Below are 18,379 nucleotides of genomic sequence, written 5' to 3' on the forward strand. Positions count from 1 at the left end.
GCAGTTGGGAGCACTTGATGGCACGCCGTACCCGCAGCAGACGGCTCCTCGGAGCCGCCGGCCTCACCGCTCTGGCCACCGGGGCCGCCCTGGTCTCCGCCCCGTCGTCCACGGCGCAGGTCGCGGCAGCGGACACCCCCACCGTCACCGTCCGGCCCGATCCCTCCTACAAGCACGACAAGTTCGAGGGCTGGGGCACCAGCCTGGTCTGGTTCGCGAACGCCACCGGCGACTATCCGCCCGCGATACGGGAGAAGCTGGCGAAGCTCCTCTTCGACGACAGCGGTCTCGCCCTGAACATCGCCCGCTACAACATCGGCGGCGGCAACGCCCCGGACGTCAAGGACTACCTGCGCGCCGGAGGAGCCGTCGAGGGCTGGTGGAAGGCCCCGGCCGGCACCACCCGCGAGGACACCGACTGGTGGAGCGCCGAGGACAAGAACGACTGGAACCCCAAGGCCGACGCGACCCAGCGCTGGTGGGTGGACCGGATCAAGAAGGACATCACCCACTGGGAGACCTTCAGCAACTCGCCGCCCTGGTTCATGACCGAGAGCGGCTATGTCTCCGGCGGCTTCGACTCCAGCAAGGACCAGCTGAAGACGGAGTCCGTCGAGGACTTCGCGAAGTACCTGGTGGGCGCCACCGAGCGCCTTGAGAAGGCCCACAAGATCGACGTCGACACCCTCGACCCGTTCAACGAGCCGAACACCGACTACTGGGGCACCCGCCTGGGACCCGACGGCGAGCCCGTCGGCGGCCGTCAGGAAGGCGCCCACATGGGCCCCGAGCTCCAGCAGAAGGTGCTCCGCGCGCTGGCCCCGGTCCTGGACAAGTCCCGTACCGACGCGGAGATCTCCGCGATGGACGAGACCAACCCGAGCACCTTCACGCAGAACTGGCTCAGCTACCCGCAGGAGGTGCGCGACCTCGTCGACCAGATGAACGTCCACACCTACGGCACCGGCGGCCGCACCAGCGCGCGCGACCTCGCCAAGGCCGAGGACAAGCCGCTGTGGATGAGCGAGGTCGAGGGCGACTGGGGCGACGGCCAGAGCTTCACGGACATGCGGCCGGGCCTCGGCCTCGCCCAGCGCATCGTCGACGACCTGCGCGAACTGGAGCCCAGCGCCTGGGTGTTCTGGCAGCCCGTCGAGGACTACGACAACATGAAGCCCGGCGGCGAGTCCGCGAAGGGCGGCAACTGGGGCAGCATCCAGCTCCCGTTCAGCTGCACCTCCGAGGACACCCTCGAGACCTGCCCGATCTACACCAACACGAAGTTCGACACCGCCCGGAACTTCACGCACTACATCAAGCCCGGCGACCGGCTGATCCAGGTGAACGACACCTCCAGCGCCGCCGCCGTCTCCAAGAAGGGCGACGGGGCGAGCGTCGTCCACGTCAACAGCACCACCGGCGCCCGTACGGTCACCGTCGACCTGTCCAAGTTCGGCAAGATCAGCCGCAAGGCCACTGTCACCCCCGTGGTGACCAGCGCCGACAACAAGCTCGAGCGGCACAAGCCCATCAAGGTCAGCGAGCGCAAGGCCACCTTCACCGTGCCCGCCCAGTCGGTGACCTCCTTCGTCGTCAAGGGTGTGTCCGGTGTCGCCAAGGACGCCGCGCTGCTCCAGAAGGGCCACACCTACGAGCTGACCGGCGTGCAGAGCGGCAAGGCACTGACCGTCGCCGACAACGGCACCAACCTGGTCATCAAGTCGGCCGCCACGGGTACCGCTGTTGCCGGCCAGCAGTGGAAGCTGCGGCAGATCAGCGGTGACACGGACAACCGGCAGCGGTACGTGTTCACCAACCCGGTGGAGGGCAAGCGCCTCGCCGTCCGTGACGGCGCCCCGGTGGTGGAGCCCGACGAGGGCCGCCGCGACAAGGCCACCCAGTGGATCATGTCGACGACCGGTGACGGCACCTTCACCCTCGTCAACGCCGCCACCGGCCGCCTCCTGGAGGTCGGCGGCCAGGCCACCAATGAGGGCGCGGCGGTAACGCTGTGGACGCCCAACTCCGGCTCCAACCAGCGCTGGAGGGTCACGGACGTGACTGACTGATCCACGAGCACCTGTGTGTGGGGCGTGACGCCTCCGGTCCGGCGGCCGGAGGCTTCACGCTTTTCTCCAGTACTGGTGCGCGGGTGGTAGGTCCCACGGCCGAGCGCCCCAGGGACGAAATTCCCATGTACGGGCCGCGGGCCGGTTGAGAGCATGACTGTCATGCTCAGAGCCGCCGCAGCGAGACCCGTGTCCCGAAATTCCGCGCCGTCCACCTGGGCGGTCGTCGCGCTCGCCTGCGCGGGCCAGTTCCTCGTGGTGCTCGACATCTCCGTGGTCAATGTGGCCCTGCCCTCGATGCGGGCCGACCTGGCGCTGAGCGCGACGGGGCTCCAGTGGGTCGTCAACGCGTACACGATCGCCTTGGCCGGATTCATGCTGCTCGGCGGTCGGGCCGGGGACCTGTACGGGCGCAAGCGGATGTTCCTGATCGGGCTCACCGTCTTCACGCTCGCGTCCCTCGGCGGCGGGCTCGCCCAGGCCGAGTGGCAGCTGCTGCTCGCGCGGGCCGTGCAGGGGCTGGGCGCGGCCGTGCTCGCGCCCTCGACGCTGACGATTCTGACCTCGGCCGTGCCGGAAGGGGCGCCGCGCGCGCGAGCCATCGCGACCTGGACCGCCTTCGGCGCGGGCGGCGGCGCGGCGGGCGGCCTCGTCGGCGGACTCCTGGTCGAGGGACTGTCCTGGCGATGGGTGCTGCTGATCAATGTGCCCGTCGGCGCCGTCGTACTGGCCGGCGCCCTGCGGTGGCTCGTCGAGAGCCGGGCCGGTGACGGGCGGCGGCTCGATCTGCCGGGCGCGCTGCTGGTGACGGCGGGCCTCGCGACCCTCTCGTACGGGATCGTGCAGACGGAGGCCGAGGGCTGGACCTCGTCCGCGGCCCTCGCCCCGCTACTCGCCGGAGCCGCGCTCATCGGGCTCTTCCTGCTGGTCGAAGCGCGGGCCAAGGCACCACTGATGCCCCTGAAGCTGTTCCGCATACGGTCCGTGTCGTCGGCGAACGTGGCGATGTTCCTGTGCGGCGCGGCCATGATCTGCATGTGGTTCTTCATGACCCTGTACACCCAGAACGTGCTCGGCTACACGCCGCTGGAGGGCGGGCTCGCGCTCATGCCCAGCTCGCTCGCTGTGGTGCTGGGCTCGAAGGCGGCGCCGCGCCTCATGCGCGTCGCCGGGGCGCGCCATGTCGCGGTGCTCGGGACGCTGGTGGCCGCCATCGGGTTCGGCTGGCAGTCGACGATGAGCGCGGACGGTACGTATCTCACCGCGATCATGTTCCCAGGGATCCTGATGATGCTCGGCGCCGGACTGTCCGCGACGCCGCTCGGCTCGCTGGCCACGTCGGGGGCGGCGCCGGGGGACGCCGGGCTGGTCTCGGGCCTGGTCAACACCTCGCGCACGATGGGCGGTTCGCTCGGACTCGCGGTGATGTCGACGATCGCGGCGGCCCGGACCGGGGGCGGCACATCGGCCGCGGCACTGACGGAGGGCTACGCACTGGCCTTCCGTACGGGCACGGGCGTGCTGCTGGGAGGCGCCGTACTGATGCTGCTGTGGCTGCCGCGGCGGGTGCCGGCGCGGGCTGCGAGCGACTGAGCCACGGACGTACCGGCGGACGTCACGAAAAGATCGTGAGGGCAGGCAACGGAATCCGAGGCCCATGGACTCTATTGGTCATCTAGGAGGTGCCCATGGGGGATCGGAAGCAGATTCTGGACGAGGAGTTCCAGAGCTTCGTCACCGGCCGCTGGCCGCGGCTGATGCGTACGGCATTTCTCCTCACGGGGGAGCAACACGCGGCGGAGGACCTGGTGCAGTCGTCGCTGGAGCGGGTGTATGTGGCGTGGCGCAAGGTCAGTGCCGCCGACGACCCGGACGCGTATGTGTGGCGCCTGATGATCAACGCACATGCGAGAAAGCACCGCAGGCGCCTCAAGGCGACTTGTCCTTCGGCGCCCCCCTGACCGCTCGCCGTGCAGCGGCCGGCCCGGTTCGGGCCGGTCCGAGCATTGATCAGTCGCCCTCTAGAGCCAGCCCTGCTGGCGGGCCTCCCGCATCGCCTCCATGCGGTTGCGGGTGCCCGTCTTGCCGATCGCGGAGGACAGGTAATTGCGGACCGTGGACTCGGAGAGGTGGAGCTTGGCCGCTATGTCGCTGACGGTCGCCCCGTCGGCGGAGGCCTTCAGTACATCGCACTCGCGGGCCGTCAGCGGACTCGGCCCGGCGCTCAACGCGGCCGCGGCGAGCGCCGGATCTATCACCGTCTCGCCGGTCAGCACCCGTCGGATCGAGGCGGCCAGTTCCTCCACGGGCCCGTCCTTCACCAGAAACCCCGCCGCGCCCGCCTCCATGGCCCGCCGCAGATACCCCGGCCGGCCGAAGGTGGTGAGGATCAGCACCCGGCAGTCGGGTACCTCGTCCCGCAACCGCGCGGCGGCGTCGAGCCCGCTGATCCCAGGCAACTCGATGTCCAACAAGGCGACATCGGGCCGGGACTCGAGGGCCGCGTCCACGATCACGTCCCCGGCAGCCACCTGCGCGACCACCTCGATGTCCTCCTCAAGACCGAGCAGCAGGGCGAGGGCGCCCCGCATCATCCCCTGGTCCTCGGCGAGCAGCACGCGGATGGACTTGGCGGGCCGGTGGTCCTGGGGCATCTCGTTCACGGCCCAAGCGTAGGCCGGGCAGTTGCGCTCCGGACCTGGCCTTTCAGGCCGCCGTCCCCGGCAGGTTCAGCACGCTCGCCTCCTGCGAAGCGCCCGCCGGATCCCCCTCTTCGCTCAACTCGGCTGTTTCCACCGGCAGTTCCGCCGTCACCACGAAGCCGCCCCGTGGAACGGGCCCCGCCTCCAGCGAGCCGCCCGCCGCCGCGAGGCGTTCCGTGAGGCCCTTGAGCCCGGTGCCGCCGATGCCGGGGATCGACGGGGGCGGGCCGGACGCGGGAAGCGCACCGCGGCCGTCGTCCGAGATGCGTAAGCGGACGCGTTCCAGGCCGCCCTCGACCACGATCTCGCAGCGGGTCGCGCCGCTGTGGCGTACGGCGTTGGTGACGGCCTCGCGGATCACCCAGCCCAGCAGTGCTTCCGTCCGGGCGGCGAGGGCCGGGCCCGACTGGCGTACGACGGGTTCGATGCCGACGGTCTGCAACGCCGAGCGGGCGCGGTCGAGTTCGGTGGCCAGGCTGCCCTCGCGGTAGCCGGTCACCGCCTCGCGGACCTCCGTGAGCGCCTGGCGGCCCACCGACTCGATGTCCCCGACCTGGACGAGCGCCGCGTCCAGGTCGCGGCGGGCCAGCCGGCGGACCGCCTCCGACTTCACCACGATCACGGAAAGGGTGTGGCCCAGCAGATCGTGCAGGTCCCGGGAGAAGCGCAGCCGTTCCTCCTCGACGGCACGGCGGGCCAACTCCTCGCGGGCGGCGCGGAGTTCACGTACCGCTTCGGACAGGGAGAGGATCGCCGCCGTCACCATGGTGGACAGGAAGGTGCCGTACGCGACGTTTATCGCACCCCAGCCGTCGCGGACCCCGGCCGTGACGCCCGAGAGCAGGGTCAGTCCGACCGCGACCCTGCCGAGCCATGGCCCCCGTACGATCGCGCCCGTCGCCAGGCCGAGCAGCGGGAAGAAGAGCAGCCAGCTGCCGCCGTAGACGATGGCGAGTGTGCAGGTCACCACACCCAGCGCGATCAGCATCACGCGGGTGGAGCGGGCCTCGCGCGCCTCCTTCGAGAAGGCCCGGAACACTACCGCGATGTAGAGGGAGTTGAAGGCCACCAGGCCGATGGCGCCGACCCAGGGGTTCGGGGTCTTGCCCTGGAACAGATTGGAGAAGGCGCCCATGCCCATCAGAAGCCAGGGGAGGAGGGCGAAGCCGCTGGGCGGCGGGCCGAGTTCCTCCGGCGGCCGACCGGTCTTCTTCCGGGCCCGGCCCCGCTCACAGCCCTCGGCGTGCCGCAAGGCCAGCCAGTAGTTGACCCTGGTCATCCAGGACATGCCCTGCCCCCGCTCAAACGGTTCCAGACAGATTCAGACGGTTCGCGCGGCCCTGCGGTACGAAGTAACAGCGTACGAGCCGAAGGCCAGCAGCCAGAGGCTCAGCACCAGTACCGCCCCCATGGTCGGCGCATGCCCGTCGGCGACCGCCCTGCCGAGCTGCGCGAACCGGTTCGTCGGTGTGTACGCGGACAGCGAGCGCAGCCACTCCGGGAAGAGGGCGAGCGGGAACCACAGGCCGCCGACCACGGCCAGCACCAGATTGCAGGCCATGTTGGCGACCCCCGTCGTCTGCGCGGTCAGCCGGTAGCCGTTGCCCAGACCGAGCAGCGTGAACGGGATCGAGCCCAGCCACAGCAGCAGCGCGATCGCCGCCCACTTCCACAGATCCAGCCGTACGCCGTTGACGAGACCGCCCGCCGCCAGCACCGCGACCAGCGCGGGCAGCACCGTCACCGCCCCGGTCAGCGCCCGGCCGATCACGACCTGGCGCGGAGTCATCGGCGTGATCCGCAGCTGCCGCAGCCAGCCGGTCGACTTGTCCTCGGCGACGCCGGCACCGGTGTTCAAGGCCGAGCCCATCGCCCCGTAAGCGGCCATGCCGACCATCGAGGCGGTCTTCCAGCCGCTGTCGTCGCCGTCACCGAGGTTGGTGAACAGCAGGTACATCGTCACCGGCATCACGACGGTGCCGACCACGAAGCCGGGGTCGCGCAGCGTCCGCCGCACTTCGAGCCGCAGGTACTCCCACACCACACCAGTCACCACCATCACACCCTCTCCAGCACGCCCGACGAACCCGACGTCAGCGCCATGAACGCGTCGTCCAGCGACGCGGGCGCCACCTCCAGGCCCCGTATGGCACCCATCTCGGCCAGTGCGATCACCGTCGCGTCCGAGTCCTCCGTACGAAGCCGGGCCCGGTCGCCGCGCACTTCCACCGACACCACGCCGGGCAGCAGGGTCAGGCCCTCGGTGGAGCGGCCCGCCAGGTCGAAGGTGACCAGGTTGCCGCCCGCCGACCGCCTGAGCTGCTCACCGCTGCCGTCGGCGACGATGCGGCCCCGGTCGATGACGACGATCCGGTCGGCGTTGGCGTCGGCCTCCTCCAGGTAGTGGGTGGAGAAGAGGACGGTGTGGCCGCGCCGGGCGTAGGCCCGCATCGAGTCCCAGAAGGCGTACCGCGCCTCCACGTCCAGCGCGGCGGTGGGCTCGTCGAGCACGATCAGCGCGGGGTTCCCGATGAGCGCGACCGCGAACCGCACCCGCTGCGTCTGGCCCCCGGAGAGCCGGTCGACGCGCCGCCCGGCCAGCTCGGCGATGCCCGCGAGCTCCAGTGCCTCGGCGACGGGCATCGGCGCCGGATACGTACGTGCGACGAATCCGACGAGCTCGCCCACCGTCACCCGCGGCACCGGCCGGCCGTCCTGCAGCATGGCGCCCACTCGGCCCGCGCGTGCGGCCACTTCCGGCGCCGCGCCGAAGAGCCGTACGACACCCTCGTCGGGCTCGTTCAGGCCGAGGAGCAGCGAGATCGCGGTGGACTTGCCGGCGCCGTTGCGGCCGAGCAGGGCGACCGTCTCACCGCGCGCCATCTCCAGATCGATTTCGTCCACGGCTCGTACCGAGCCGAAGGTCTTGACCGCCCCCATGAAGGACACGGCCTGATGTGTCCCACCTGTCCGTGCTGTCTGTGCCGTCTCTGCCATGGGTACGACGCTACGAATCCGGGGGTGGCGCGCGGCAGATGCGCTTGTACGGACTCGGACGGGACAAATGTCACTGCCCGCTCCCACGGCACTACGAGGCAGCTCATCTGACATAGCGTCAGAGTCTTCACAAGTGCTGGGAGCTGGGCTATACAGAGGGTCGCCGGACTGGAACGCGTTCTAGAACAGTCGGGTTCCGCGGCCCAAGGTCGACCTCGGTGCGTCCGACGGTGCGGACGGCCGCACCGAGGTCTTCTCCGCCGAAGATCCGCCAGCAGTCAGGAGCCGCATGCCCATCGACGCCGCCAAGGCCCTCGCCGCCGAGCCCCGGACCGGCGAGATCACCTGGAACCACAAGGACGTCCAGCTCTACCACCTGGGAATCGGCGCGGGCGTCCCGGCGACCGACCCCGACGAGCTGCGCTACACCCTCGAGTCCAGGCTGCACGTCCTGCCGAGCTTCGCGACCGTCGCGGGCGCCGGCTCCCCGGGCGTGATCGGCGGACTGTCCATGCCGGGCGTCGAGGTCGACCTCGCACACGTCCTGCACGGCGGCCAGAGCATCGAGCTGCACCGCCCGATTCCCGCCGAGGGCAAGGCTGTTGCCACCGCACGGATCGCAGCCGTGTACGACAAGGGCAAGGCCGCCATCCTCGTCATGCGCACCGAAGTCGCCGACGACGAGGGCCCGTTGTGGACGAACGACGCGCAGATCTTCGTACGCGGCGAAGGCGGCTTCGGCGGCGAACGCGGCCCCTCCACCCGCCTCCACCCGCCGACAGACGATCCGAGCAGGGAAGTCGAGCGGCACGTCCGCGAGGACCAGGCCCTGCTCTACCGCCTCTCCGGCGACTGGAACCCGCTGCACGCCGACCCGGAGTTCGCGGGGCGCGCCGGGTTCGACCGGCCGATCCTGCACGGGCTGTGCACGTACGGGATCACGCTCAAGGCCGTCGTCGACACGCTGCTCGGCGGCGATGTGGCACGTGTCCGCTCCTACAGCACGCGCTTCGCCGGGGTCGTCTTCCCCGGTGAGACCCTCCGCATCCACATGTGGCAGCAGGATGGCAGGGTCCAGGGGACGGTGACGGCGGTCGAACGGGACGACGCGCCGGTGCTGGCCGACACCATCGTCGAACACGCTTGAACTCTTGAGGGGAGCCGCACCATGCGGGCAGCCGTACTGCACGAGATCGGCCAGGACAAGCTGGAGGTCCTCGACGACGTCGAGGCGGCAGGCTTCGGTCCCGGCCGGGTGAAGATCCGGATACGGGCCACCGGACTGTGTCACTCGGACCTCTCGGCGATGTCCGGGGTCCTGCCGCAGCCGGGGCCGTTCGTGCCCGGGCACGAGGGCGCGGGCGAGATCCTGGACGTCGGCGAGGGCGTCACGAACGTCAAGCCCGGCGACCGCGTCGTCGTCTGCTGGCTGCCCGCCTGCGGCGCCTGCCCCGCCTGCAAGCGAGGCCAGACGGAGCTGTGCCTGGCCGGGTTCATGAACGCGGGCACGCCCAACTTCAAGCGGCCCGCAGGAGATGTCTTCGGCATGGCCGGCACCGGGACGTTCACCGAGGAGGTCGTGGTCGACGCGGGCTGCGCGGTGCCCATCCCGGACGACGTGCCCTTCGACATCGCGGCCCTCATCGGCTGCGGGGTCACCACGGGACTCGGCGCCGCCCTCAACACCGCCGATGTGGAAGCCGGATCGTCGGTCGCCGTCATCGGCTGCGGCGGCGTCGGCATCTCCGCGATCCAGGGCGCGCGGCTCAAGGGCGCCGCCGAGATCGTCGCCGTCGACCCGGTGGCCTCACGCCGCGAGTCCGCGCTGAAGTTCGGCGCCACCAGGGCCGTATCGCCGGACGAACTCCCCGACACCAAGCAGACGTTGACCGCGGGCGAGGGCTTCGACTACGTCTTCGAGGTCGTCGGCAAGTCCGCCACCGCCCGCACCGCGTACGAGAACACCCGCCGCGGCGGCACACTGGTCGTCGTCGGCGCCGGCGCCATGGACGACTTCCTGCAGCTCAGCATGTTCGAGCTGTTCTTCGACGAGAAGCGGATCCTGCCGAGCATGTACGGCGGCGGGGACGTCATGCGTTCGTACGAGCGGACCATCGCGCTGTGGCGTGCCGGGCGCATCGACCTGGAGGGGCTGATCACCCACCGGGTGCCGCTGAGCGAGATCAACGAGGCGCTGGACCAGATGCGTACGGGTGTGGCGCTGCGTACGTGCATCGAGATCTGACTCAGGTGTATGTGCGGAATGTGACACATCGGATTCAAGGTGTCACATTCCGCCAACCGATCACCGATACCGATGACTGAAGGGGCCTTGATGTCACTGCCACTTGAAGGGCGGGCCGCGATCGTCACCGGTGCGGGCCGCGGGCTCGGCCGGGCGGAGGCGCTGGAACTCGCCCGCCTTGGCGCCGCCGTCGTCGTCAACGACTTCGGCCGGCCGGGCCGGGACGGTTCCGGCGACGCGTCGGCCGGACCCGCCGAGGAGGTCGCGGACGAGATCCGTCAGGCCGGCGGTCGCGCGGTCGCCCACACCGGTGACGTGGCCGACCACCAACAGGCCCAGGAACTCGTCGAGTTGGCGGTGACCACGTTCGGGCAGCTGGACATCCTCGTCAACAACGCGGGCATTCTGCGCGACAAGATGGTCTTCTCGATGTCCGAGGACGAGTGGGACTCCGTCATCCGCGTCCACCTGAAGGGCCACTTCAACACAACCCACTTCGCCGCCGCACACTGGCGCAACCGCTCCAAGGCGACGGGCGCCCCGGTGTACGGGCGCATCGTCAACACCTCCTCAGAGGCCTTCCTGGCGGGCTCCGCCGGCCAGCCCAACTACGCGGCGGCCAAAGGCGGAATCGTCGGGCTCACCACCTCCACGGCCCTGGCCCTCGCCAAGTACGGCGTCACAGCGAACGTGATCTGCCCGCGCGCCCGCACCCGGATGACCGCGGACGTCTTCGCCGGTTCCGGGGACTCAGCCGACGGTCTCGACCCGCTGGCCCCCGAGCATGTAGCCCCACTCGTCGGTTACTTGGCCTCACCCGCCGCCTCACGCATCAACGGCCAACTCCTGGTCGTCCACGGGGGCATGGTCGCCATCGTCGAACGCCCAAGGGTGGCAGCCAAGTTCGACACCAAGCAGGACGCTTTCAGCTACGACGAACTGGACACGCTCCTCACCCCGCACTACGCGGAACGCCCACCGAGCGAGACGTTCGCAGCGGTGGAGGTGCTCGGCCTCAAGCGCGAAACGCTCACCTGACGCCTACCGGGGCGGTGGGTTCGGTTCGCGAGCGGCTGCGGGCGCGTCGTGGCTGGTCGCGCCCTGCGGCGGAGCCGCTGATGTCACAGCCCCGCGCCCCTGAAAAGCAAAGCCTGCGACTCCCCGCGCCCCAAGAGGATTCGCGCCCAGAAAGAGCCCGCACCCCCGACTACCCGCACTCTCCCACCGGCGGGAGGGGACGTGGGCCGGTGCGTCGTATGCCCGTCGCGTAGGTTCTGTCTCAGGTCACCTGCGCCCTGTGTGAGCCGGAGGGCCGTATGCCCACCCTGCGACGGGCTGACGCACCGGCCCACGGCCCCGACCCACAGACCACCCAGGGGCGCGGGGAACTGCGCGACAAGCCACAACGAACCCGCAGCTTACGAACCGCGCCCCCCAGCGGAGCGCTCAGGCCTCGCTCTGCCCGGCTGGCTTACGGTGTCGGCCGCGAGGCGCAGCCTCGTCGTCCGACGCGGAAACGGGCCCCCGGTGCCGCCCGCGGCCACCATCGTCCGGCTGGGACATCGCCATCCGCGGGTCATGCGGATCGCTGCCCGCCTGCCGCGGGTCGGTAGCCGTGCTGCTTACGTCGCTCATGTAGAAATTCACCCCGTCAACAAGATCCTTCTTTGTAGCGCGGGCGAGTCTAGTGGGCGCTCTTTTGGCCGGTGAGGGGTGGTAGGGGCTACTCGACAGTCACTTCTTCGGCGGTCGCCCGACCGGCACGCGCGGCCTGCGCCAACCGCCGCCCGGCGAAGGCGCTCGACAGCTTCCGCACGGTGAACGGCGCCTGTTGCAGGGGCACGGGACGGGACGACGAGGCAAGCTCGTCGTAAGGTTCCGCGAGTTCCTCCATGGAGGCCACGGGATCTGAGGAGTCCGGGAAATCCGAGGGCTCGGGGGACTCGGCGTACTCCGCGGAATACTTGATCAACGACGCTCCGTCCACAGCCTCCACAGCCTCCACGGGAGCCGCCACCCGCGAAACCCCACACGGCAACGTCTCCGTCGCGTACGGCAGTCGGAGAACCCCGTCCTTGGTCCACAGTCCGGAGTCCGTCAACCAGCCTTCTGGAGCGGTCAGTTGGTGGATCCATCGCTCAACGGGCCGCCACATCCCCAGCCAGCTGCCCCCGCCCGCACCGGCGATCCGCAGCGCCACCAAGCAGTACTCCGGCGTCAGCATCTGCCCCGGCTGGATCGCGAACGGCGTCACCGTGTGGTCCGCCAGCCGCAGCGAGTCAGGAAAGCGCACCGGCAGCGTGCTCCCCAACACGCCCCAGCCGAGCCGGTCCTGGCCCGGTGACGGCGCGTCCGAGCGGATCAGCAGCAGCCCGCTGTCGGCGTCCGCGAGCAGCAGCCGGTCGTTGCTCCCCTCGGCGATCTGGAGGAGCGGCGACACCTCGCCGTCGCGCTCCAGGTCGACCACCACCGTCTTGGTCCGGCCGCCCAACTCCCGGTCCAGGGCGAGCAGCCGGTCCCCGCCGGACAGCCACACCCCGCCCGAGCAGCGCCCCGGCACCTCGGCGAGCCGCTCGGGCCCGAAGGGGCCGCCCGCCACCAGCCACACGGTGGTGGAGCTCCGGCCCACGGCCACGGCGTACGCCCGAAGGCCGCCCGGCGCGGGTGGCAACAGCCGCAACTCCGTTGTCCCGTCCCGGCATTCCACCGCGCCGAGCGGTACCTCACCCGTCCCCGGCCCCGTGGGATACAGCAGCGAGAACGTGTGCCGCCCGTCCGGCACACGGTGGATGAGCACCCGCCCGTCCGCCATCGGCTGCACCTCCGTGCCGGGCTCCTCGGGCTGCTTGCCCGGCAGCGGCACGGCGTACGGTTCGGGGCCGTCCAGGGTCCAGCGCTCCGGGAACCAGGAGTCGCCGTGCGGGGCGAGACGGGCCGCGTAGGACCCGTCGGCGGTGATCACGCATCCTGCCCGAGTGCCGTTCTCAGCGGCGGATTCGATGGCACAGGCCGTCATCGTCTGGGTCACCTCCGGCCACGAAGGTAGTTTTCGTACGCACAGACGGGGCATCGACGGGCAGGTGCTTCACACAAATGGGTGGCCAACTGGCGATTCGCCTGAGGAAATCAGGGCGTGTGTGCTGGCCGGGACTCGACGGTTTAAGGTGAGGCTCACCTAAGTGCGGCCTGTGTGTCGCCCAAAGACCGATCCCCTGAGTCCTGAGACTGACTCCTTGGGCCAGAAACTGTGGAGTGTGCCTGATGTCCCTTCGACGACGCGGTGTTGCCGCCGTCGCCCTGACCATGGCCGCCGCGCTCTCCCTCGCGGCCTGCGGCTCCGGTGACGGCGGTTCAGGCTCCGGAAAGTCCGACAACGGCAGTGGCAGCAAGTCCGTCGCCCAGGGCGGCGAGGACTTCGCGAAGGCGGCCGAGGACACGGCGAAGATGGGCACGACGGCGAAGGCCGGCGAGTTCCCGCGCACGATCAAGCACGCGAGGGGCGAGACGGAGCTGAAGGCGGAGCCGAAGCGGGTCGTCGTCCTGGACGTCGGTGAGCTCGACAACGTTGTGTCGCTGGGCGTCAAGCCCGTCGGCTACGCGCCCACCGAGGGCTCGGTCGCCATCCCCTCGTACCTGAAGAAGGACGCGGGCAGCCCCAAGGACGTCGGCACGATCAACTCCCTGAACCTGGAAGCGATCGCGAACCTCAAGCCGGACCTGATCCTCGGCAGCGAGCTGCGTGCCGCCAAGCTCTACCCGCAGCTCTCCCAGATCGCGCCCACCGTCTTCTCCATCCGTCCCGGCTTCACCTGGAAGGAGAACTACCTCCTCAACGCCGCCGCCCTCGACAAGACCGCCGAGGCGAAGGCCAAGCTCGACGCGTACGAGAAGAAGGCGAAGGCCCTCGGTGACGAGCTGGGCGCCGAGAAGCCGACCGTCACCATGCTGCGTTACATGCCGGGCATGATCCGCCTCTACGCGAAGGCGTCCTTCATCGGCACGATCCTCGACGACACCGGCATCCCGCGGCCCAAGAACCAGCAGATCAACGACCTCGCCGTGGAGATCAGCCCGGAGAAGATCGACGAGGCGGACGCCGACTGGGTCTTCACCGGCGTCTACGGCGACGCGAAGAAGACCGACCGCGCGAGCGCCGAGGACAACCCGCTCTGGAAGAAGCTCGGCGCGGTCGAGAACGGCCGGGCGAAGGACGTACCGGACGAGACCTGGTACCTCGGGCTCGGGGTCACCGCCGCGGACGAAGTACTGGACGACCTGCGGGGCTACCTGGCCAAGTAGGCCCGTCGTGCGGGAGCCCGCTCGGTGTCGACCGGCGCGAAGACTCTCTTTTCCGCCGACGAGCCCCTCAGTCATCAATTGAGAACCACGATGGCGAGTACCCGGTCCGCGAGAGCGGCGCCGGTTCAGGCGCAAGGAGGGGTGCCGGCGCCGATGGGGCACGCGGGAGAGGCGGGTAGCCTTTCTTACGTGCCCCGTCTGTCTGAAGTCATCGCCGCGCTCGAATCCCTCTGGCCCCCCGAGAGGGCAGAGGACTGGGACGCGGTCGGCACGGTCTGCGGCGACGTCGACAATCCGGCCGCCGAGGTCACGCGCGTACTGTTCGCCGTCGACCCGGTCCAGGAGATCGTGGACGAGGCGGTGAAGCTGGACGCCGACCTGCTGGTCACCCACCATCCGCTCTACCTGCGCGGTACGACGACGGTGGCCGCCTCGAACTTCAAGGGCCGCGTGGTCCACACCCTCATCAAGAACGACATCGCGCTGCACGTCGCCCACACGAACGCCGACCGGGCGGATCCGGGAGTCAGCGACGCCCTCGCCGGGGCGCTGGACGTCCGGGTCGTACGGCCCCTCGTGCCGGACCCGACCGACCCCGAGGGCCGAAGGGGCCTCGGCAGGGTCTGCGAGCTGGACCATCCGCTGACCGTCCGCGAACTCGCCGCGCGCGCCGCCGAGCGGCTGCCCGCCACGGCGCAGGGCATCCGGGTCGCGGGCGACGCGGATGCACTCGTACGGACCGTGGCGGTGAGCGGCGGATCCGGCGACAGCCTCTTCGACGATGTACGCGCCGCCGGTGTCGACGCCTTCCTCACCGCGGACCTGCGCCACCATCCGGCGGCAGAATTCATGGCGGCCCGCGCCCACAGTCCTCTCGCGCTGCTCGACGCGGCGCACTGGGCCACCGAGTGGCCCTGGTGCGAGCTGGCCGCCTCCCAGCTCGACGAGATTTCCGACCGGAACGGATGGGGACTTCGCGTCCACGTCTCGAAGACGGTCACCGACCCCTGGACGGCCCACGCGGCGTCCGCCCACCCGTCGCCCACCACCGCCCTTCCAAGGAGCGCTTCGCGCGCCCCCTCCGATTCGAACACCCCTGGAGCCCCCAACTGAACGCCGCGCCCGCCGACCAGATCCGACTTCTCGACGTCCAGGCCCTCGACGTACGCCTTCAGCAGCTGGCGCACAAGCGGAAGTCGCTGCCCGAGCACGCCGAGATCGAGTCGCTGAACAAGGACCTCACCCAGCTGCGTGACCTGCTCGTCGCCGCGCAGACCGAGGAGAGCGACTGCGCCCGCGAGCAGACGAAGGCCGAGCAGGACGTCGACCAGGTGCGCCAGCGCGCCGCCCGCGACCAGCAGCGCCTGGACTCCGGCGCCGTCACGTCCCCCAAGGACCTGGAGAACCTCCAGCACGAGATCGCCTCCCTCGCCAAGCGGCAGGGTGACCTGGAGGACGTGGTCCTGGAGGTCATGGAGCGCCGCGAGTCCGCGCAGGAGCGGGTGACCGAGCTGACCGGGCGGGAGGCCTCCGTCCAGTCGAAGATCGACGACGCGATGAGCAGGCGGGGCGCGGCCCAGGAGTCCCTGGACAGCGAGATCGCCACGGCGACGAAGGAGCGCGAGGTCATCGCGGGCTCGGTCCCCGCCGACCTGCTGAAGCTCTACGACAAGCTCCGCGAGCAGCAGGGCGGCATCGGCGCCGCCCGCCTCTACCAGCGCCGCTGCGAGGGCTGCCGCCTGGAGCTCAACATCACCGAGGTGAACGAGGTGAAGGCGGCTGCTCCGGACGCGGTACTGCGCTGCGAGAACTGCCGGCGCATTCTGGTCCGTACGTCCGAGTCGGGGCTGTAGGGGCTGCGCGTTGAGTGAGCCGGTGCGGGCGGCGCAGAGCGTCGCCTCCGCCGCGCCGCCTGACTTCGGGGCGCCCATGAGCCTCGTACTGCTGCGGCACGGGGAGACGCCGCTGACGCCTCAGAAGCGGTTCTCCGGGAGCGGGGGGAGCGATCCGGGGCTGTCGGATGTGGGGCGGAGGCAGGCTGAGCGGGTGGCGGAGGCGCTCGCCGGGCGGGGGAGCGTACGGGAGATCGTTTCGTCGCCCCTTGCTCGGTGTCGGGAGACCGCGGGGATCGTGGGAGCGCGGCTCGGCCTTGACGTGCGTATCGAGGACGGGCTCCGTGAGACCGACTTCGGGGCGTGGGAAGGACTGACCTTCGGGGAGGCGCGGGAGCGCTATCCGGAGGACCTGAACGCGTGGCTGGGCTCGCCGGACGCCGAACCCACCGGCGGCGGCGAGAGCTTCGCGGCAGTGGCCGAACGCGTGGCCGCCGCCCGGGACAAGCTGCTCGCCGCCCACCCGGGCCGTCAGGTGCTCGTCGTCTCCCACGTCACGCCCATCAAGACCCTGGTACGGCTGGCCCTCGGCGCCCCGCCCGAGTCCCTGTTTCGCATGGAGCTGTCGGCCGCCTCCCTCTCGGAGGTGGCGTACTACGCGGACGGCAACGCGAGCCTGCGCCTGCTCAACGAGGCGTCCCATCTGCGCTGAGCGCCGCGGCCTCGCCGGCCAGCGCTTCGATCCGCGCCCAGTCCTTCGCGGCGATGGCATCCTCCGGGAGCATCCAAGTCCCGCCCACACAACCGACGTTGGGCAGTGCCAGATAGTCGGGAGCCGACGCGAGCCCGATCCCGCCCGTCGGGCAGAACCGTGCCTGCGGCAACGGCCCGGCAAGGGACTTCAGATAGGCCGTTCCGCCCGCCGCCTGAGCCGGGAAGAACTTCATCTCCCGCACCCCGCGCTCAAGGAGCGCCACCACCTCCGACGTGGTCGACACCCCCGGCAGGAACGGCACCCCCGACCCCCGCATCGCCTCCAGCAGTACGTCCGTCCAGCCCGGGCTCACCAGAAACCGCGCTCCGGCCGCCACCGAATCCTTCACCTGCTCCGGCGTGAGCATCGTCCCCGCCCCGACCACCGCGTCCGGCACCTCACCGGCGATCGCCCGGATCGCGTCCAACGCGGCCGGGGTCCGCAGTGTCACCTCGATCGCGGGCAGGCCGCCTGCGACGAGCGCCCTCGCGAGGGGGACGGCGTCGGCGGCGTCGCTGACGACGACCACGGGGATGACGGGCGCGAGGTCCAGCAGGGACGACGGCATGGGGAGGGAAGGCGATGCCGAGTGCGAGGGCGCATGCGGGGTCATGCTCTCCATGCTGCCCGCGGAAGGCAGCATGCGCAAAGGGTGTTGCGCATGCTGCAATGGGAAATGGCGCAACGGTGTCAGTGAACCTCGTCCACCAGCACATCCAGCGCCCAGGCCGTCCCCGACCGCCCCGGCGCCTGAGCCTCCACCACATACCCGAGGTCCCGCAGCGCCTCCACCAGCTCCGCAGGCCCCTTCGGCGCGGCCCCGGCCAGCAGCAGGCTCCGTACGATCCGGCCCTTCGTCGCCTTGTTGAAGTGGCTGACCACCTTCCGGGTCGGCGCGTGCAGCACCCGCACACTCGCCGTACGCCCTGCCACCTCCCCCTTCGGCTTCCACGCGGCCGCGTACGCGGAGGAGCGCAGATCGAGCACGAGCCCGTTCCTGGCGGCCTCGGGAAGGACGGCGGCCATCGGCGTACGCCAGTGCGCGCCCAACGCCCCGAGCCCCGGCAGCTTCACGCCCATCGAGCAGCGGTACGAGGGAATCCGGTCCGTCACGCGGACCGCGCCCCACAACCCCGAGAAGACGAGCAGCGAACGCGCCGCCCGCCGCTTGGCCGCCGCGTCGAGCGAGGCCAGGTCAAGGGCGTCGTACAGCACCCCCGTGTAGATCTCCCCGGCGGGCCGCGCCCCCGCGGTCCGCAACGCCGCGTTCTTGGCGACCTCGCCACGCAGCCCCTCGCTCAGCCCGAGCACCTCACGCGCCTTCTCCTCGTCGCCCGCACACAGCTCGACCAACTCGTCGAGGACCGCCCGCCGCGCCTCGGCAAGCCCCGGCAGCGACAACGACTCCGGCTTCAGCGGCGCACCCCGCCCGGAGGGAGCCTTTCCTTCGGACGGCGGCAACAGCACGAGCACGGTGGTTC

At 70.5% G+C, this 18,379-nt stretch carries 15 protein-coding genes and 2 pseudogenes; 10 read left to right on the top strand and 7 right to left on the bottom strand.

Annotation, left to right across the window (positions count from 1 at the left end):
* Positions 1–17 precede the first annotated feature (17 nt).
* From ACFYO0_RS08735 to ACFYO0_RS08745, 3 genes and pseudogenes are all read left to right on the top strand, one after another.
* On the top strand, positions 18–2,069 hold the full coding sequence (locus ACFYO0_RS08735; RefSeq protein ID WP_388672631.1) for an RICIN domain-containing protein: 2,052 nt from the start codon (positions 18–20) through the stop codon (positions 2,067–2,069).
* A gap of 153 nt (positions 2,070–2,222) precedes the next feature.
* Positions 2,223–3,662: an MFS transporter gene (locus tag ACFYO0_RS08740; RefSeq protein WP_388672633.1), complete on the top strand. Its 1,440-nt coding sequence runs from the start codon at positions 2,223–2,225 to the stop codon at positions 3,660–3,662.
* A gap of 95 nt (positions 3,663–3,757) precedes the next feature.
* Positions 3,758–4,003: pseudogene (locus ACFYO0_RS08745) on the top strand (sigma factor); the annotation flags it as partial.
* An 87-nt stretch (positions 4,004–4,090) separates the two neighbouring features.
* Here ACFYO0_RS08745 and ACFYO0_RS08750 read toward each other — a convergent pair.
* The 4 genes from ACFYO0_RS08750 to ACFYO0_RS08765 are packed head-to-tail and all read right to left on the bottom strand — an operon-like array spanning position 4,091 to position 7,768.
* Positions 4,091–4,723 carry a response regulator gene (locus ACFYO0_RS08750; RefSeq protein ID WP_388672784.1) on the bottom strand — a complete coding sequence of 211 codons (633 nt, stop codon included), beginning with the start codon at positions 4,721–4,723 and terminating at the stop codon, positions 4,091–4,093.
* A gap of 52 nt (positions 4,724–4,775) precedes the next feature.
* On the bottom strand, positions 4,776–6,059 hold the full coding sequence (locus ACFYO0_RS08755; protein WP_388672635.1) for a sensor histidine kinase: 1,284 nt from the start codon (positions 6,057–6,059) through the stop codon (positions 4,776–4,778).
* Positions 6,060–6,092: 33 nt separating this feature from the next.
* Positions 6,093–6,830 carry an ABC transporter permease gene (locus tag ACFYO0_RS08760; RefSeq protein ID WP_388672637.1) on the bottom strand — a complete coding sequence of 246 codons (738 nt, stop codon included), beginning with the start codon at positions 6,828–6,830 and terminating at the stop codon, positions 6,093–6,095.
* Entirely contained in the window at positions 6,830–7,768 is a 939-nt protein-coding gene (locus tag ACFYO0_RS08765) for an ATP-binding cassette domain-containing protein (RefSeq protein ID WP_388672639.1), read from the bottom strand. The genes ACFYO0_RS08760 and ACFYO0_RS08765 overlap by 1 nt, the downstream gene beginning before the upstream one ends.
* 289 nt (positions 7,769–8,057) lie before the next feature.
* Here ACFYO0_RS08765 and ACFYO0_RS08770 point away from each other — a divergent pair, with 289 nt between their 5' ends.
* The 3 genes from ACFYO0_RS08770 to ACFYO0_RS08780 all read left to right on the top strand — a co-directional run bounded on the left by ACFYO0_RS08770 (position 8,058) and on the right by ACFYO0_RS08780 (position 11,051).
* The gene (locus ACFYO0_RS08770; RefSeq protein WP_388672641.1) at positions 8,058–8,915 is read left to right on the top strand and encodes a MaoC/PaaZ C-terminal domain-containing protein; all 858 of its coding nucleotides are present in this window, start codon (positions 8,058–8,060) and stop codon (positions 8,913–8,915) included.
* A gap of 21 nt (positions 8,916–8,936) precedes the next feature.
* Complete coding sequence (locus ACFYO0_RS08775; RefSeq protein ID WP_388672643.1) at positions 8,937–10,013, top strand: Zn-dependent alcohol dehydrogenase; 1,077 nt, start codon at positions 8,937–8,939, stop codon at positions 10,011–10,013.
* Positions 10,014–10,103: 90 nt separating this feature from the next.
* The gene (locus tag ACFYO0_RS08780; protein WP_388672645.1) at positions 10,104–11,051 is read left to right on the top strand and encodes a 3-oxoacyl-ACP reductase; all 948 of its coding nucleotides are present in this window, start codon (positions 10,104–10,106) and stop codon (positions 11,049–11,051) included.
* A gap of 685 nt (positions 11,052–11,736) precedes the next feature.
* On the opposite strand, the gene ACFYO0_RS08785 is transcribed toward ACFYO0_RS08780, so the two are convergent.
* Entirely contained in the window at positions 11,737–13,029 is a 1,293-nt protein-coding gene (locus ACFYO0_RS08785) for a hypothetical protein (RefSeq protein ID WP_388672647.1), read from the bottom strand.
* Between the two features lie 245 nt (positions 13,030–13,274).
* Here ACFYO0_RS08785 and ACFYO0_RS08790 point away from each other — a divergent pair, with 245 nt between their 5' ends.
* From ACFYO0_RS08790 to ACFYO0_RS08805, 4 genes and pseudogenes are all read left to right on the top strand, one after another.
* Positions 13,275–14,312 carry an ABC transporter substrate-binding protein gene (locus ACFYO0_RS08790; RefSeq protein ID WP_388672649.1) on the top strand — a complete coding sequence of 346 codons (1,038 nt, stop codon included), beginning with the start codon at positions 13,275–13,277 and terminating at the stop codon, positions 14,310–14,312.
* Between the two features lie 189 nt (positions 14,313–14,501).
* Positions 14,502–15,425, top strand: coding sequence for a Nif3-like dinuclear metal center hexameric protein (locus ACFYO0_RS08795; RefSeq protein WP_388672651.1), 924 nt, complete (start codon positions 14,502–14,504; stop codon positions 15,423–15,425).
* Positions 15,422–16,165, top strand: coding sequence for a zinc ribbon domain-containing protein (locus tag ACFYO0_RS08800; RefSeq protein WP_388672786.1), 744 nt, complete (start codon positions 15,422–15,424; stop codon positions 16,163–16,165). Before ACFYO0_RS08795 ends, ACFYO0_RS08800 begins: the two co-directional genes overlap by 4 nt.
* Positions 16,166–16,187: 22 nt before the next feature.
* Positions 16,188–16,856: pseudogene (locus ACFYO0_RS08805) on the top strand (histidine phosphatase family protein); the annotation flags it as partial.
* On the opposite strand, the gene ACFYO0_RS08810 reads toward ACFYO0_RS08805, so the two are convergent.
* On the bottom strand, positions 16,831–17,511 hold the full coding sequence (locus ACFYO0_RS08810) for a bifunctional 4-hydroxy-2-oxoglutarate aldolase/2-dehydro-3-deoxy-phosphogluconate aldolase (protein WP_388672788.1): 681 nt from the start codon (positions 17,509–17,511) through the stop codon (positions 16,831–16,833). The pseudogene ACFYO0_RS08805 and the gene ACFYO0_RS08810 overlap by 26 nt on opposite strands.
* Before the next feature lie 77 nt (positions 17,512–17,588).
* Positions 17,589–18,371 carry a peroxide stress protein YaaA gene (gene yaaA, locus ACFYO0_RS08815; RefSeq protein WP_388672653.1) on the bottom strand — a complete coding sequence of 261 codons (783 nt, stop codon included), beginning with the start codon at positions 18,369–18,371 and terminating at the stop codon, positions 17,589–17,591.
* Between the last annotated feature and the right edge of the window lie 8 nt (positions 18,372–18,379).

The sequence above is a fragment of the Streptomyces sp. NPDC006365 genome, assembly GCF_042870755.1.
GTDB classification, from domain to species: Bacteria; Actinomycetota; Actinomycetes; order Streptomycetales; family Streptomycetaceae; genus Streptomyces; species Streptomyces xiangluensis.